The following is a 15,551-nucleotide window of genomic DNA, read 5'->3' as shown; positions in this document are numbered from 1 at the left end:
TTGCCGCTGAGCGTTAAGGTGTGCGCATGGCGGAACAGGTGATGCTGGGGGACGATCGGGTCATCCCTGACCGCGACGTGGTGCAGTCGCTGCTGCGAGGGCTGGACGTGATCCGTGCTTTCGACGGTGCCCACCCGCGCCTCTCGCTGGACGAGGCCGCCGAACGCACCGGTTTCAGCCGCTCGGCTACCCGGCGGCTGCTCCGGACCCTCATGACGGCGGGACTTGCGTCGTACGACGGCCACCACTACCGCCTCACGTCCCGGCTGCTCGACCTCGGTTACGCGAGCCAGTCGCGACTCTCGCTCGAAGAGGTGGCGCTGCCCCATTGCGAGGAGCTCTCGCGCCAGGTCGGGCGCACGGTGTCGCTCGCTCGGCTCGACAACGACGAGATCGTCTATCTCCTCAGGGTCGGGGCGCCGCGCCTGGTGGCCGTCTCGCTCCACGTGGGCAGCAGGATCCCGGCCTCTCTTCCCGCCATCGGCCGGGTCACCCTCGCCGGGCTCTCCGACGACGAGCTGGCCGAGTTCATCGCCTCCGATGCCTTTCGGGAGCAGTCGCGACGCACCGGCCTGTCTGCGGACGATCTGGTCGAGGAGGTGAGCGAGATCCGCGCCCGCGGCTGGTGCCATGTCTCCGAGGTGCTCGAAGCAGGCCTCAGCGCCGTCGCCGCGCCGATCCGAGACCGCACCGGGCGGGTGGTCGCCGGGCTCAACGTCTCGACGCCCACCGGAGGCCAGGCGCCGGTGTTCGATCTGCTCGACACCGTGCCCCACCTGACACGGGCTGCGACGCACATCGGAGACGACCTCCATCGGACCCACCAGGTCTGAGAAGCGCGTCGCCGGTGGGATGCCGACCGCTCGGTGGGACCACCGTGGAAGATGGAGGCATGACTGGAAACAGCGAAGGCATCCGGGTCGCCTCCCTCGACGACATCCCGGAGGGTGAGGGCGTCGCCATCTCCTCCGACATCACCGGCACCGACGACGACATCGCGATCCTGCGCGACGACGACGGCACCTGCTGGGCGCTCAACGACACCTGCACCCACGAGACGGCCTCGCTGGCCGAGGGGTGGGTCGAGGACGGTGACGTCGAGTGCCCGCTGCACTCCTCGCGGTTCAATCTGAAGACCGGCAAGGTCGACGGGCTCCCGGCCACGCGGGACACCGTGCCCCACCGGGTCGAGGTGCGGGACGGCGAGGTCTACCTGTTCCCCGGCGAGAGGCCGTGACGGGCTCCTCGGTCTCTCCTGTCGGCTCGGTCGCTTCTGTCGTCGTCGTCGGTGGTGGGATCGCCGGGGTCTCGACGGTCGCGGAGCTGCGGAAGAACGGGTACGCCGGTGAGCTGACGCTCCTCTCGGCCGACCCGCTCCCCTACGACCGCCCGCCACTGTCGAAGGAGTATCTCGCCGGCAGCCGCGACCTCGACTCTCTCGCGCTGCAGCCGGCCGAGTGGTACGCCGAGCAGCAGGTCACGCTGGTCGGCGGAGCCGTCGCGGCCGCGCTGCAGCCGGACGCGGGCGAGGTCGAGCTCGCCGACGGCCGCGTGCTGAGTGCGGACCGGATCGTCCTCGCGACCGGTGGCCGCGCGGTTCGTCCGCCGATCGGGTCGCCGATCCACGTGCTGCGGGACGTCGCGGACGCCGACTCGCTGCGTACGAGGCTGGTGGCCGGGGCCCGGCTGCTGATCGTCGGCGGCGGGCTGATCGGGGCCGAGGTCGCCTCGACCGCCCGGGGCCTGGGCGCCGAGGTCACGCTCGTGGACCCGCTCGACCCACCCCTCGCCGCGGCGGTCGGGATCGAGGTGGCGAGCTGGCTGCACGGCCTGCACGGCTCGCACGGTGTGGAGACGCTGTCGACCACGGTCGAGACGGTGCTGGAGACGTCTGCCGGCGTCGCGGTGCAGCTCCGGGGTGAGCCGGACTCGCGGGTGTTCGACACCGTGCTCGTCGCCGTCGGGCTCGCTCCGGAGACGTCGCTCGCCGAGGCCGCCGGCCTGGAGACCTCCCGTGGGGTGCTGGTCGACGCCGACCAGGTCACCAGCCACCCGACCGTGCTCGCGGTCGGGGACTGCGCCCGCCCCCGTGGCCACCACCGTGCCGAGCACTGGGAGGCCGCCCAGCACGACGGCGCCCGCGCGGCCGCGACCATCCTGGGGCTCGAGCGTGCCGCGGTGACCGCGCCGTGGTGGTGGTCGGACCGCTACGGCCTCCACGTCGAAGGTGTCGGTGAGATGCGCATAGCCGATGCCGAGCACGAGGTGGTCGTACGCGGTGTCGTCGGCGAACCGCCCTTCTCCGTCTTCACCCTCCGCGGCGAGCGCGTCATCGGCGCCGTCGCCGTCGACGACCCCAACGCCGTCCGCGCGGCTCGGCGGATGATCGACCGAGGGGTTGCCGTATGTGGCTCTGACCTGGGGGATCCCGGGGTGAGTCTTCGGAAGATGTTGCGCGGGCTGGGGTAGCGGGGAAATACCCGTCGACCTGCGCCGTACGGGCGGATCTCGAGCGCACAACCCCGCCATGGCGGGAATTTGCCCAGCCCGCCACACCGACCACCCTCGCCGCCCCAACCCCGAGCAGCAAAACAGACAGCGCCCCGCGAACCATCGCGGGGCGCCGTACGCGGGGGAGCGAACTCAGACAGTCAGCTGCGCAGGCTTCGACTGGTTGGCGACGCGGTTCTCGGAGTCGATGAACCAGGCGAGCTGCTCGATGCGGGTGATGATCGCGTGGAGCAGGTCGGCGGTGGTCGGGTCCTCGGCGTCGATGTCGTCGTGGATGTCGCGCGCGGTCTTGGACACCGCGTAGAGCGCGGCGGCGGCGAGGTCGGCGCAGGTCGCGGTGTCGACCTCGGTCGACGGGAGCGGCGCCAGGGTGGTGTCCTCGGCGACGGTGCCGGTGCGGCCGTCGGGGACGATGTAGAGCGCGCGCATGCGCTCGGCGACCTCGTCGGTGTACTCACGAGCCGCGTCGACGACCTCGTCGAGGACGAGGTGCATGTCGCGGAAGTTCTTGCCCACGACGTTCCAGTGCAGCTGCTTTCCCTGCAGGCTGAGCTCGGAGAGGTCGACGAGCAGGCGCTGCATCTGGGTCGCGAACGCCGGGCTCGGGACGAACGCGGGGTGCGAGGTGTGGGTGGCGCTGCTCGTGTCGGTGTTCGTGGTGGTCATTGTCGGAGGGTCCCCCTGAGGTTGATGTGTCGGTCTCGTGGTGAGAACCAACTGTGGCACCTTTTCTTGAATGATTCCAGAAAGGTTAGTCTTCCCTAAGTCCCCAGCAGCGCGCCGTAGAGTCTTTCTGTGCCGTCCGCCGGAGTCGACTCAGCCCCTCTCGCCCGGGTTCCGCGCCCCGAGGTCTTCGAGACCGGTGGGCTGAGCGCCGACGCGCAGGTCGAGGCGTGGGAGCGCCACAACGCCAGCGCCCTGGTCGCCCTCTCCTGCCGGCCGATCGACGACCGCGGGTTCGATGCGCAGGAGGTCAACCTCCAGCTCGAGCAGGTCCATCTGGCACGGGTCCGGGCGACCCGCCACGTGGTCGAGCGCCCGGCGAGCCTGGTCAAGGAGATCCCCGCCAGGTCGATCGCCGTCTACGCCAGCCTCCGGGGAGAGGCGATCCTGGAGTACGCCGGCCGCCGTACGCTCATCCGCCCGGGTCAGCTGATCGTCTGCGACGTCGACGCGCCCTTCCTGCGCGGCTTCGGCCACGGCCTCGAGGAGCTCGCGGTCAAGGTGCCGGTCGAGGCGTTCGAGGCCCGCACCGGGATGACCTCGATGCCCACCCCGATCGTCCTCGACGCCGGCCGCGACCAGGACCCGCACGGGCGCGCACTCGTGCAGATGGTCGGCCGGGCGCTGCGTCCCCACCAGCCCGTACCGGCCGACGAGGACGCCGTGCTCGACCTGATCTCGGTCATCGCCACCGCGGGCAGGGTCTCGCTGGCCACCGCCCACCGCGCCGCGGCGAAGGCCTTCATCGAGGACCATCTCGCCGACCCCGGGCTCTCCGCGGCAGCCGTCGCCGCAGGCGCCGGCATCTCCGAGCGCCACCTGTCCCGGCTCTTCGCCGATGCCGGCACCAGCGTGCCGCGCCACATCCTCGGTCGCCGCCTCGAGCTCGCCTACACGATGCTGGCCGCCGGTGCCGAGCCCGACAGCCGCACCGTCGACGTCGCCGTCAGATGTGGCTTCACCTCGGCCTCGTACTTCTCCCAGGCCTTCCGCAAGCGCTTCGGCGTCACCGCCGGAGACGTACGCCGCGCCGCCCGCGGCTGAGCGCCGACCCGAACCACGACCGGGACCTCTTTGGGACCTCGGCCCACTCCTCGGCGCCAAAGGATGACAAGTCCACCAAAGTCCGATAGGTCTTCCATGCGATTTTCCGCCAACCAGCCCCCTGCTTCCCACCTGTAGGGGCGTCGGCGGACGACACTCATCACCCCCACTCTCTCTAAGGAGAAGTACGTGCGCAACGGACTCACCACCGGACGCGGCCTCAGCATGGCCGCCGCCGGTGTCGCAGCGATGGCGCTGACCTTGACGGCCTGCGGCTCGGGCGGGATCGACGACGAGGGTGGGGGCGGCGAAGACACGCTCACCATCGGGTTCGTCTCGACCGAGACCGGTGCCTCGGCGCCGTTCGGCGAGGCGAACAGCTTCGTCGTCGACCAGCTGGAGACCTACTTCAAGGACAACCCGGTCAAGGCCGGTGACAAGGAGCTCGACGTCGAGATCGTGGTGCGCGACGCGCAGAGCGACACGACGAAGGCCGGGACGGTGGCCGGCGACCTGATCAACAAGGACGGCGCCGACATCATCGTCGCCTCCTCCACGCCCGACATCGTCAACCCGGTCTCGGAGCAGTGCGAGGCCAACTCGATCCCCTGCATCACCACGGTCGCCCCGTGGCAGCCGTTCGCGATCCGCAGCGGCGACAAGCCGGCCGAGCTGAAGTACAGCTACCACTTCTTCTGGGGCCTCGAGGACGTCTCGGCGGTCTACGCCGACATCTGGAGCAAGGTCCCCAACAACAAGAAGGCCGGTGGCCTCTTCCCGAAGGACCCCGACGGCGAGGCCTGGGGCGCCAACTTCCCGGCCCTGACCGAGGCGTCCGGCGTGAAGATCGACAACCCGGGCAACTACCCCAACGGCACCAAGGACTTCTCCGCCCAGATCGGTGCCTACAAGGGCTCCGACGTCCTGGTCGGCGTCCCGATCCCGCCGGACTTCACCACGTTCTGGCAGCAGGCCAAGCAGCAGGGCTACAAGCCGAAGGTCGCGACGATCGGCAAGGCGCTCCTCTTCCCGAGCAGCGTCGAGGCCCTCGGCCCGATCGCCCACAACCTCTCCACCGAGGTGTGGTGGACCCCGACCGCTCCCTACGAGTCGTCGCTGACCGGCGAGTCCGCGCAGGAGCTGGCCGACGCGTACGAGGAGAAGACCGGCAAGCAGTGGACCCAGCCGCTGGGCTTCGCGCACGCCCTCTTCGAGGTCGCGACCGCCGCGGTGACCGAGGCCGGCTCGACCGACGCCGACGCGATCACCAAGGCCCTGTCCGGGCTCGAGGTCTCCACGGTCGTCGGTGACGTCGCCTGGGGCAAGGACGAGAACGTCCCGCCGTACGTCGCCAAGACCCCGATCGCCGGTGGCCAGTGGCGCCAGACCGAGGGTGGGGACCACCCGTTCGAGCTGGTCGTCGTGCAGAACTCGCTGGCTCCCGACGTACCGCTCGGCGGCGAGCCCGAGGCGCTCAAGTGACCTCTGCTCCACTCTCGCTCGAAGCCTCCAGTGGCGCGCCGGCCGGCGCGCTGCTGGAGGCCGAGGGCCTGGCCAAGGCGTTCGGCCAGGTCGTCACGGCCCGCTCGGTCTCGTTCCACGTCGCCCCGGGCGAGGCGCTCGGCATCGTCGGCCCCAACGGCGCCGGCAAGTCCACGCTGCTCAACCTGGTGACCGGCACCCTCCCGGTCGACGCGGGCGCCATCCGCTTCGACGGCGCCGACGTCACGCACACGCCGGCGGCGCGCCGCACCGCCCTCGGGATCGGACGTACGTTCCAGGTCCCCCGCCCCTTCGAGGGGCTCACCGTCTTCGAGAACGTGCTGGTCGGCTCCACCTTCGGTGCGGGCATGCGCCGCCGCGAGGCCAGCGAGAAGGCCTGGCAGGCCCTGGAGACCGCCGGCCTGACCCACCTCGCCAACACCGCCGCGGGTTCGCTCCGTCTGCTCGACCGCAAGCGGCTCGAGCTGGCCCGCGCGCTGGCCACCCAGCCGCGGCTGCTGCTGCTCGACGAGATCGCGGGCGGCCTGACCGAGCACGAGCTGCCCGCGCTGATCGAGACCATCTCCGCCATCCGCGACAGCGGCACCGGCGTCGTCTGGATCGAGCACATCGTGCACGCGCTGCTGCAGGTCGTCGACCGGCTGATGTGCCTCGCCCAGGGCGACGTCGTCGCCACCGGCGACCCGCGCGAGGTGATGGCCTCCGACGCGGTCGCCGCCGTCTATCTCGGCTCCGCCGACCCGGAGGGCGAGGCCCTGTGAACGCCCTGCTCGAGGTCGACGCGATCGACGTCGCCTACGCCGACTTCCGCGCGCTGCACGGCATCAGCCTCACCGTCGCCGAGGGCGAGACCCTCGCCGTGATCGGCGCCAACGGCGCCGGCAAGTCCACGCTGCTCAAGACGGTCGCCGGGCTGCTCCGGCCGGTCGCAGGACAGATCCGGTTCGACGGCCACGATGTCTCCCGCACCCCCGCCCACCAGCGGGTCCGGCAGGGCATCGCGCTCACGCCGGAGGGCCGCCGGATCTTCGGCTCGCTCACCGTCGAGGAGAACCTCAAGGTCGGCGCCCACGGCCGCCGCCAGGGCCCGTGGAACCTCGCCACCGTCTACGACGCGTTCCCGCTGCTCGCCGAGAAGCGGTCGCGCCGCGGCGCGCACCTGTCCGGCGGCGAGCAGCAGGCCACCGCCATCGGCCGGGCGCTGATGTCCAACCCGCGGCTGCTCCTGCTCGACGAGGTCTCGCTCGGGCTCGCGCCGGTCGTGATCGCCGACATCTACAAGGCCCTGCCGACCATCACCGCGAAGGGGACCACCGTGCTCGTCGTCGAGCAGGACCTCACCCAGGCGCTCACCGTCGCCGACCGGGTGCAGTGCCTCCTCGAGGGTCGCACCGTCCTCGAGGGCGCGGCGGCCGACGTCACCCGCAAGCAGGTCCAGGCGGCGTACTTCGGGGTCGACGCCACCGAGGGACAGGAGGACGAGTGATGGACTGGATCAACGCGGTCCTGCAGGGATTCCTGCTCGGCGGGCAGTACGCGCTCCTCGCCTGTGGCCTGAGCCTGATCTTCGGGGTGATGCGGATTGTCAACCTCGCCCACGGCGTCCTCGCGGTCGCCGCCGCCTACCTCGCGCTCTGGCTGGTGCAGCAGACCGGGATGCCGTCGTTCCTCACGATCGTCGTCGTGGTCCCGGTGCTCGCCGCGGTCGGCTACGCGATCCAGCGCGGCCTCTTCAACCCTGCGCTGCGCCACGGCGAGCTGTCGCCGCTGCTGGTCTCGTTCGGGCTGGCCGTCATCGGCGCCAACCTGCTCCAGGAGATCTTCACCGCCGACTCCCGCAAGATCTCGATCGGCGACCTGTCCACCTCCGCGGTCGACCTCGGCGGCCTGCGGCTCGGCGTCTTCTCGCTGATCACGCTCGTGGTGGCGGTCGCCGTCATCGTCGGTCTCCAGCTCTACCTCTCCCACACCCGCATCGGCCGCGCCATGCGGGCGACCAAGGACGACCCCGAGGCGGCGACGCTGATGGGCATCGACGAGAGGCACATGTACGCCCTGGCCACCGCGATCGCGATCGGCACCGTCGCGCTGGCCGGCGTCTTCCTCGGCATGTCGACGCAGTTCAGCCCGACGTACGGGGACCTGGTGCTCATCTTCGCCTTCGAGGCGGTCATCATCGGCGGCCTCGGGTCGCTGTGGGGCACCCTGCTCGGCGGGCTCGTCCTCGGCGTCGCGCAGACCGTCGGCGCCCAGATCGACCCGGCCTACGGCGTGCTCGCCGGCCACCTGGTCTTCCTGGTCGTGCTCCTCCTCCGGCCCCAGGGCCTGCTCCCGAAGGCGGTCGTCGCATGAGCGCTCCCACAACCCTGACCCCGATGAGCTCGGCCACCGACCTGAAGGTCGTACGCGGCGGCTGGCCCTCGCTCGCCGGCGGCGGCGTCCTGGCCGCGATCGTGGTGTTCCTGGCCGCGGCGCCGTGGTTCGTCTTCAGCCCGGGCGACGTGACCAACCTGGTCACGCTCTTCGCGCTGATCATCCTCGGCACGACCTGGAACCTGATGGCCGGCTACGGCGGCCTCGTCTCGATCGGGCAGCAGGCGTTCATCGGCGCCGGCGGCTACGGCGTGATCAAGCTCGCCGACGTCGTCGGGCTGCCGATCCCGGTGGCCGTGCTGGCGGCGGGCGTGGTCTGCGCGCTGCTCGCGCTGCCGACCTCGTTCCTGCTGTTCCGCCTGGTCGGAGGCTACTTCGCGATCGGCACCTGGGTGGTCGCCGAGGTCTTCAAGCTGGTCACCCAGGAGCTCCCGGGCTTCGGCGGCGGCTCCGGCCTCTCGCTGACCGCCTTCCAGGGCGTCGACCGGGTGACCCGGATCGCCACGGTCTACTACCTGGCGCTCGTGCTGGCCGTGGCCGTCGTGCTCGCGACGTACCTGCTGATGCGCTCGCGCGTGGGCCTCGGCCTGACCGCGATCCGCGACGACTCGGTCGCCGCGGCGTCCCTCGGCGTCGCGGTGCGGCGCTCGCAGCGGCTGGTCTACGTCGCCGCCTCCGGTGGCGCCGGGCTGGCGGGCGCGCTGATCGCCGTCAACGGCCTGCGAGTCTCGCCGGGATCGATGTTCTCGGTGCAGTACACCGCCTTCATGATCTTCATCGTGGTCATCGGCGGGCTGGGGACGATCGAGGGACCGATCCTGGGCGCGGTGATCTTCTTCGCGCTGCAGCAGCTGCTGGACGCGTACGGCACCTGGTATCTCATCGCGCTCGGCGCCATCGCGATCGCCGTCGTACTGCTGGCGCCGCGCGGGCTGTGGGGGCTGGCGGCCCGGGGACGCTACGAGATCTTCCCGCTCGGGCATCGCGTCCATCCACCGCGTCAGTGAGTTATCCACAGGCTTCTCCACATAGAGGTCGGACTGTGGAAAACGGTGGGTCCAGCTGTGGGTGGCCAGGTCCATTACGCTGCGGGGACGAGGCTGTCTGAACCAGGAGGACGGGGCCGATGAACCAGGCTGCTGGCGGCGGTGGCATCCGTGCCAACCACGAGGCGATGCTCACCGCCGGCGACGGGCTGGTCACCGACGGCGAGGACTTCGACAAGACCGGCAAGAGCATGCCCGGCCTCGACGACCTGGGTCCCGCCGCGATGCTGATCAGCGGCGTGATCTCCTCCTACGCCGACGCCGGGATGTGCCTCTCCGCCGAGGCGCAGACGATCGGCGACGCCGTACGCGTGTGCAGCGGTGAGCTCGCCGACGCCGATGCCGACGCCGCCGACGCCCTGAAGATCCTGCGACAGGGGATGGCCGGTTGAGCATCGACACCTCCTTCGAGGGGAAGCCCGAGGCGCTGGAGGCGGTGGCGACCTGGCTCAGGTCGACCTACGCGAGCGGCGCCGAGGACCTCACCACCTCCGTCCTGGCGCGGCGCCGCCGGATCGAGGACGTCTGGGAGGGCGAGGGCGAGCAGGCCTTCCACAAGCGAGCCACCGAGCTCGCCCACAGCGCCGACGGGGTCGAGGAGGCGGCCCGCGGGACCGCGACCACCATCGAGGTGCTCGCCGGTGCGATGCGCACCGCCAAGAACGGTCTGGCGACGATCCGTGACGACGCGCGCGGTGCCGGGCTGGTCGTCAGCGGCGACACCATCCAGGAGCCGGCCGCGGTCGCCCATCCCGGCTCCGAGCCCGCACCGGACGTCGACCCCGCGACGATGAACGCCTACAACCACCGCGTGACCGCCTGGAACGCCTACCAGGACAAGGTGACGGCCTACAACACCGCCTCCACCGAGACCGACGACCACCTCGAGGGCTGGCGCGAGGCCCTCGACTCGGCCGCCGCGAAGCTCGCCAAGGACGACGCCAACCTGGTCACGCTGACCGGCAACCTGATCGTCGACGGTGGCGGCGGAGCGATCGCAGCGCGGATGGCGGTCTGGTACGCCGACGCGGCCAAGACCGCCCGGGAGACCGCTGGCCGGGCGGCCCAGCACCTCGACGAGCTGGTCAAGGACGGACGCCTCGCCGGCGACAAGGGCACGTTCTACAAGTACCTCGACGACAAGGCGAAGGCCCTCCAGCACCTCGACGACATGGAGGCCAAGAGCACCTCCCCGAAGCTCCCCACGGGAGTGAAGATCGGCGGCGGCATCATCGGCGCGCTGGCGCTCGGCTACGGCATCAAGTCGGACATCGAGGACGGCGAGTCACCGACGCAGGCCGTGGTCTCCAACGCCGGCGGCACCGCGGCCGGCATCGGCGCGAGCATCGCCGCCGCGGCCGGAGCAGGAGCCGCGGTCGGCGCCCTCGGCGGCAGCGCTGTGCCCGGCCTCGGGACAGCGGTGGGTGCGGTCGCCGGTGTCATCGTCGGCACCGGCGTGGGCATCGTGACCTCGGGCGCCATCGACTCGATGGTCGAGAAAGGCGTCGACAGCATCGGCGACGTCGGCGAGGCGATCGGCGACGGCTGGGACGATCTGACCAACACCGCCGGTGGACTGTGGGACGCGGGCGGCGATCTCATCGACGGAATCTTCTGAGAGGTTGTTCGTGCGCGTTCTCAAAGCGTTGTGCGTCGCGGTCCTGGCGCTCGTCGGGCTGGCGGTGATGGCGTCGTCCCTGACGCAGTCCGGCGGAGACCGGATGGGGATGGCCCTGTTCGGCTTCGCCGTCCTGGTCGTCGCCGCCGGCAGCGCGGTCGTCTGGTTCCCTCGGTCCCGGCGGCCGGAGGCGTACGTCTCCGCCGTCGAGGGCGCGGTCACACTCTCGCTCACGCGGCGGCTGCAGGTCGTGACACTGACGATGCTGGTGGTGCTCGGCGTCCTGCTGCTCGTCGGTGCCGTCGCGGTCGGCGGTCCGAGCGGCTGGATCCTCGGCGTCCTGGCGCTCGTGCTGCTGCTCCCCGTCCCCGACCTTCTCACGGGGGTGGCCCGGCGACCGTGCCTGCAGATCGACGCGCACCGGGTCGCGATGCGCGGGGCTGCGCAGGACGTCCAGATCGCCTGGGCCGACGTGCTCGACGTGAGTCAGGCCGACCTCAACGCGCAGACGCCGGTCGTCCGGGTCCGCGGCCGCGACGGAGCGGCGTCCTACGAGCACACGAAGCGAGGGATCCTCTTCGGCAGGCGGCCGGCAGGCCCCGATCTCGACGTGCCCTCGACCTCCCTCGACGACCCCTACGGGATCTACGTGATCCTCAACGGCCTGGCGATGGCGCGCGACGAGGAGCGCCCGGGGATGGTCGCCGCCATCCCGGAGCTTCTCAGGGACCGTGCCGACGGCATCAGGCCGGAGAACGAGCCGCGTCGCTGAGGCTCTGCGCTACGCCAGGTCGGCTGGTGAGCCGGGTCAGCTGCCGGAACACGGCGCTGCTGCTCGTCGGCGCGAGCGCCGCACCGCCGCCGCCGGAGGTGAGCAGCACGTCGCGGCGTACGACGGCGGTGATGTCGAGCTCGTGGTCCCCGGCAGCGCGGATGCGCCAGGCCAGCTCCGAGCGCAGCCGCTCCAGGGCGTCCGAGCGGCGGGTCCGGTCCTGGGCGATGACGTCGGTGAGGGTCTGGCCGTCGACCGGCATCGAGGGGCCTCTGGCCGCGTCCGGGAAGGGCCGCAGACTGACCGCCTGGGCGAGGCCCGAGGCGGCGAAGGCCCGCGAGGCGGGCACCAGGCGCAGCATGTTGTCGCTCACCGCGATCAGCGCCGCTCCGGAGGCGGCTCCGTAGGCGAACCGGTGGCGGCGCCGGGTCGGTGCGGTCGCGATGTCGACCAGCACCGTCAGATCGGCGTCACGCAGGGCGTCGACCAGGTCCGCGAAGCCCGCGGGGACCGTGCCGACGACCGATCTGATCGCCGCCGGATCGGCGTCTCGACGGAGGAGGTGGTTGAAGACCTCGTAGTCGAGCCGCAGCGGGGCGGCGCCGTCGACGGGGCGGAACTCAACCTGCATCGGTGCTCACCGCCGCATCCGTCGCCGACTTCAGCGCGGCCGGCTGCCACTGCTGCGCGGCAGCGGCGACGACATCGGCCACCGCGTCGTAGCGGTCGGTGGCCAGCGTCGCGGTCAGCGTGTGACCGACCGATCCGTGCGCGTGCTCGACGATCACGAACCACTGCTCCAGCACCAGCGCCTCGTCGTCCGGCCCGGTGTGGTGGGCGAGCCGTCGGCCGCCGGGCAGCCCAGCGACGCCCAGGCGCTCGAGGTCGATGAGCAGATAGTCGCGCAGCGTCCTGCTGACCAGGTTCTCGGTCTGGTGGACCCACTCGCGCAGCCCGATCTCGGGAGCGAGCGGCTCGGTCGTGTGGGCCAGCGTCCCCCGGAACCGGTCGCTGTCGAGGCCGTGCTGCTCGATCGCCATCCACAGCGTTTCCCCAGGTGGCCGGGCCATCCGGTCCCAGTCCGGCGGAATCGGCGGTAGCACTGGCACCCCTCCTCCTCCGGTCCACGGCAGCCGCGGGCACAGCGTATGCTGCTACTGACGGGTAACATTATGCTTGTGACCGACCCGCTCCTCCACGCCGAGACCTCTGAGACCCACTCGATCGAGCGTGCCGAAGGCACCAGCTTCACGCTCAGGGTGGCCCGGGCGGCCGATCCCGAGGCCCCGACGCTGCTGGTCGTGCCCGCGATGGGCATGCCGGCCGGCTACTACGGCAAGCTCGTCGCAGCTCTCGCCGCGGCCGGTCTCAACGTCGGCCTGATGGAGCAGCGCGGCCACGAGGAGCATGGCGGTCGGGTCCCGGGCTGGTCCTACGACTTCGGCTACGCCGACCTGGTCGACGACATGGCCGCCGCCGTCGAGCGCCTCGGCGAGCTGGTCCCGGCCTCGGCCGGTGCGGCGTACGTCCTCGGGCACAGTCTCGGCGGCCAGACCGCCAGCGCCTACGCCGCGCTCCACCCGGACCAGGTCGCCGGTCTGGTCTACGTCGCCTCGCAGACGCCCTACTGGCGCAACTACGGCCCAGGCTTCCTGGTCGCCAGCCAGGCGATGGGCCTGGTCGGCCGGGTCGTCGGCCACTTCCCCGGAAAGCAGCTCCGCTTCGCCGGCCGCGAGGCCCGCACCCTGATGAAGGAATGGTCCAGGTACGCCCGCACCGGCCGCCTCCGGCTGGGCCGTCCGGCCCGCGACGTCACCGAGGACATGCGCGCGCTCGCGAAGCCGGCGCTGATGATTTCCATCGAGGGCGACTGGATGGCGCCCAGCTCGACCGTCGACGAGATCCACCGGCGGATGCCGGGGCTCGAGGTCCGGCGCGTACATCTCGACGAGCCCGGCATCGACCACTTCAAGTGGGCCCGGAAGCCGGCATCGACCGTCGCGGCCGTCACGGAGTGGCTCGGGCGCTAGACGCGTACGCATTTCCGCCAACCCGCGACCCCACCTTTGAAGGCGTCCGAGCGGGGCGGTATGACCTTCTCTGAGACTGCGATCACTCACCCCACCGCGGTCTCGGAAAGGTGAGCAGACACATGCCAGTCTTCGACGACGGCCAGCAGGAGACCGAGGTCCCCGAGACCGAGGACGTGGTGACCACCGACGTCCTCGTCGTGGGCTCCGGGCCGGCCGGCGCGTCCGCCGCGCTCTTCCTCAGCGAGCTCGGTGTCGACAACATCATGATCACGAAGTACCGCTGGACCGCGAACACGCCGCGGGCGCACATCACCAACCAGCGCGCGATGGAGATCTTCCGCGACCTCGGCATCGAGGAGCAGGTGCTCGCCGACGCGACGCCCCACGAGCTGGTCGGCGACACCGTCTTCTGCACGAGCATCGCCGGCGAGGAGATCGGCCGGATCCGCACCTGGGGCACCCGCCCCGACCGCGAGGCCGACTACCAGCTCGCCTCGCCGTGCCTGACCGTCGACATCCCGCAGACCTACTTGGAGCCGATCCTGGTCCGCAACGCCACCGAGCGCGGCACCCAGACGCGGTTCTCCACCGAATACCTCAGCCACACCCAGGACGACGAGGGCGTCACCACGATCGCCCGCGACCGGCTGACTGGCCACGAGTACAAGATCCGTTCCAAGTTCCTCATCGGCGCCGACGGCGCCCGCACCCAGGTCGGCGCCGACATCGACCTCCCGATGGAGGGTGCGATGGACATCGCCGGGTCGATGAACATCACCTTCAAGGCGGACCTGTCCGAGCTCGTCGATCACCGTCCCTCGGTCCTCTACTGGGTCATCCAGCCGGGCTCGAACGTCGGCGGCATCGGCACCGGTCTGGTCCGGATGGTCCGCCCGTGGGACGAGTGGCTGATCGTGTGGGGCTACGACATCAACCAGCCGCCCCCCGAGCTGACCGAGGACTACGCGGTCAAGGTCATCCGCGACCTCCTCGGGATGCCCGACCTGGAGCCGGAGGTCACCGGCTACACGCTGTGGGGCGTCAACGAGATGTACGCGACCCACGCCCAGAAGGGCCGCGTCTTCTGCGCCGGTGACGCTCTCCACCGCCACCCACCGTCGAACGGTCTCGGCTCCAACACCTCGATCCAGGACTCCTACAACCTCGCCTGGAAGCTCGCTGCGGTCGTGCAGGGCTATGCCTCACCGTCGATGCTGGAGTCCTACTCGACCGAGCGCGTCCCGATCGCCAAGCGCATCGTGACCCGCGCCAACCAGTCGGCACGCGAGTTCGGCGAGCTCTTCGAGGCGCTCGGCGTCGTCGGCCTGGAGGGCGAGGAGATGGCCAAGGCCATCGAGGAGCGCAAGGCCAACACCCCCGAGGGCGCCGCCAAGCGGGCCGCGCTGGTCACCGCGATGGAGCGCAAGAACTACGAGTTCAACGCCCACGGCGTCGAGCTCGGCCAGTTCTACGAGTCCAACGCGGTCATCTCCGACGGCACCCGCCCGGCCCCGACCGAGGACGAGGACCTCTACCACCGGATGTCGACCTCTCCCGGCGCTCACCTGCCGCACGCCTGGGTCGGCGACAACGTGGAGAAGCACGCCATGCTCGACCTCGCGCCCTACACCCGGTGGACGCTGATCACCGGTGTCGCCGGTGAGGCGTGGGAGGACGCCGCGGCCGCTGCCAAGGCGCGCTTCGGCATCCCGCTCGAGACCGTCGTCATCGGCCCCGGCCGTCCGGTCACCGACCTCTACTTCGACTGGGCCAAGCTCCGCGAGGTCGAGGAGTCGGGCGCCATCCTGGTGCGTCCCGACAAGCACATCGCCTGGCGCGCCATGTCCCTGCCCGAGGACCCCGGCGCGGCCCTCGACGAGGCGCTCGCGACGCTGCTCGGCAAGGCCTGAACCGCTCGGGACGACGGG

Annotated in this window: 17 protein-coding genes; 14 read left to right on the top strand and 3 right to left on the bottom strand. The window is 71.0% G+C overall.

All coding sequences use genetic code 11. From position 1 onward, the window contains the following. Window positions 1-26: 26 nt before the first annotated feature. Genes IEY81_RS03570 through IEY81_RS03560 form a run of 3 tightly spaced genes read left to right on the top strand, consistent with a single transcriptional unit; the run spans window position 27 to window position 2,469 of the window. Entirely contained in the window at window positions 27-833 is an 807-nt protein-coding gene (locus tag IEY81_RS03570) for an IclR family transcriptional regulator domain-containing protein (RefSeq protein ID WP_189117076.1), read from the top strand. A 59-nt stretch (window positions 834-892) separates the two neighbouring features. Next, window positions 893-1,237, top strand: a complete 345-nt coding sequence (locus IEY81_RS03565; protein WP_189117075.1) for a non-heme iron oxygenase ferredoxin subunit — start codon at window positions 893-895, stop codon at window positions 1,235-1,237. Further along, window positions 1,234-2,469 carry an NAD(P)/FAD-dependent oxidoreductase gene (locus IEY81_RS03560; RefSeq protein ID WP_189117074.1) on the top strand — a complete coding sequence of 412 codons (1,236 nt, stop codon included), beginning with the start codon at window positions 1,234-1,236 and terminating at the stop codon, window positions 2,467-2,469. Before IEY81_RS03565 ends, IEY81_RS03560 begins: the two co-directional genes overlap by 4 nt. A 174-nt stretch (window positions 2,470-2,643) precedes the next feature. Here IEY81_RS03560 and IEY81_RS03555 read toward each other — a convergent pair whose 3' ends face one another. Beyond that, window positions 2,644-3,177 (bottom strand): Dps family protein, encoded by a 534-nt coding sequence (locus IEY81_RS03555; RefSeq protein WP_189117073.1) that lies wholly within the window; start codon window positions 3,175-3,177, stop codon window positions 2,644-2,646. A gap of 129 nt (window positions 3,178-3,306) precedes the next feature. On the opposite strand from IEY81_RS03555, the gene IEY81_RS03550 reads away from it, so the two are divergent. The 9 genes from IEY81_RS03550 to IEY81_RS03510 all read left to right on the top strand — a co-directional run bounded on the left by IEY81_RS03550 (window position 3,307) and on the right by IEY81_RS03510 (window position 11,590). Next, complete coding sequence (locus tag IEY81_RS03550) at window positions 3,307-4,278, top strand: helix-turn-helix domain-containing protein (protein ID WP_189117072.1); 972 nt, start codon at window positions 3,307-3,309, stop codon at window positions 4,276-4,278. A 189-nt stretch (window positions 4,279-4,467) separates the two neighbouring features. Next, window positions 4,468-5,760 (top strand): ABC transporter substrate-binding protein, encoded by a 1,293-nt coding sequence (locus IEY81_RS03545; RefSeq protein ID WP_189117071.1) that lies wholly within the window; start codon window positions 4,468-4,470, stop codon window positions 5,758-5,760. Then, on the top strand, window positions 5,757-6,542 hold the full coding sequence (locus tag IEY81_RS03540) for an ABC transporter ATP-binding protein (RefSeq protein WP_229787300.1): 786 nt from the start codon (window positions 5,757-5,759) through the stop codon (window positions 6,540-6,542). The genes IEY81_RS03545 and IEY81_RS03540 overlap by 4 nt, the downstream gene beginning before the upstream one ends. After that, entirely contained in the window at window positions 6,539-7,267 is a 729-nt protein-coding gene (locus IEY81_RS03535; protein ID WP_229787298.1) for an ABC transporter ATP-binding protein, read from the top strand. The genes IEY81_RS03540 and IEY81_RS03535 overlap by 4 nt, the downstream gene beginning before the upstream one ends. Beyond that, a complete protein-coding gene (locus IEY81_RS03530) occupies window positions 7,267-8,133 on the top strand; it encodes a branched-chain amino acid ABC transporter permease (protein WP_189117070.1) in 867 nt (288 codons plus the stop codon). Before IEY81_RS03535 ends, IEY81_RS03530 begins: the two co-directional genes overlap by 1 nt. Next, window positions 8,130-9,161 (top strand): branched-chain amino acid ABC transporter permease, encoded by a 1,032-nt coding sequence (locus IEY81_RS03525; protein ID WP_189117069.1) that lies wholly within the window; start codon window positions 8,130-8,132, stop codon window positions 9,159-9,161. The genes IEY81_RS03530 and IEY81_RS03525 overlap by 4 nt, the downstream gene beginning before the upstream one ends. A 119-nt stretch (window positions 9,162-9,280) precedes the next feature. Then, window positions 9,281-9,592, top strand: coding sequence for a hypothetical protein (locus IEY81_RS03520; protein WP_189117068.1), 312 nt, complete (start codon window positions 9,281-9,283; stop codon window positions 9,590-9,592). After that, complete coding sequence (locus tag IEY81_RS03515) at window positions 9,589-10,818, top strand: hypothetical protein (protein WP_189117067.1); 1,230 nt, start codon at window positions 9,589-9,591, stop codon at window positions 10,816-10,818. Before IEY81_RS03520 ends, IEY81_RS03515 begins: the two co-directional genes overlap by 4 nt. A gap of 10 nt (window positions 10,819-10,828) precedes the next feature. Beyond that, the gene (locus IEY81_RS03510; protein WP_189117066.1) at window positions 10,829-11,590 is read left to right on the top strand and encodes a hypothetical protein; all 762 of its coding nucleotides are present in this window, start codon (window positions 10,829-10,831) and stop codon (window positions 11,588-11,590) included. Here the strand turns inward: IEY81_RS03510 and IEY81_RS03505 are convergent. After that, a complete protein-coding gene (locus IEY81_RS03505; protein WP_189117065.1) occupies window positions 11,562-12,221 on the bottom strand; it encodes a hypothetical protein in 660 nt (219 codons plus the stop codon). The genes IEY81_RS03510 and IEY81_RS03505 overlap by 29 nt on opposite strands. After that, the gene (locus tag IEY81_RS03500; RefSeq protein WP_189117064.1) at window positions 12,211-12,630 is read right to left on the bottom strand and encodes a hypothetical protein; all 420 of its coding nucleotides are present in this window, start codon (window positions 12,628-12,630) and stop codon (window positions 12,211-12,213) included. The genes IEY81_RS03505 and IEY81_RS03500 overlap by 11 nt, the downstream gene beginning before the upstream one ends. 138 nt (window positions 12,631-12,768) lie before the next feature. On the opposite strand from IEY81_RS03500, the gene IEY81_RS03495 reads away from it, so the two are divergent. Next, window positions 12,769-13,620 (top strand): alpha/beta fold hydrolase, encoded by an 852-nt coding sequence (locus IEY81_RS03495; RefSeq protein ID WP_189117063.1) that lies wholly within the window; start codon window positions 12,769-12,771, stop codon window positions 13,618-13,620. A gap of 122 nt (window positions 13,621-13,742) precedes the next feature. Then, window positions 13,743-15,533, top strand: a complete 1,791-nt coding sequence (locus IEY81_RS03490) for an FAD-dependent oxidoreductase (RefSeq protein ID WP_189117062.1) — start codon at window positions 13,743-13,745, stop codon at window positions 15,531-15,533. The last annotated feature ends 18 nt before the right edge of the window (window positions 15,534-15,551 follow it).

It is taken from the genome of Nocardioides luteus, assembly GCF_014648595.1.
Taxonomy (GTDB): Bacteria; Actinomycetota; Actinomycetes; order Propionibacteriales; family Nocardioidaceae; genus Nocardioides; species Nocardioides luteus.
This window is presented reverse-complemented; position numbering and strand designations above follow the sequence as displayed.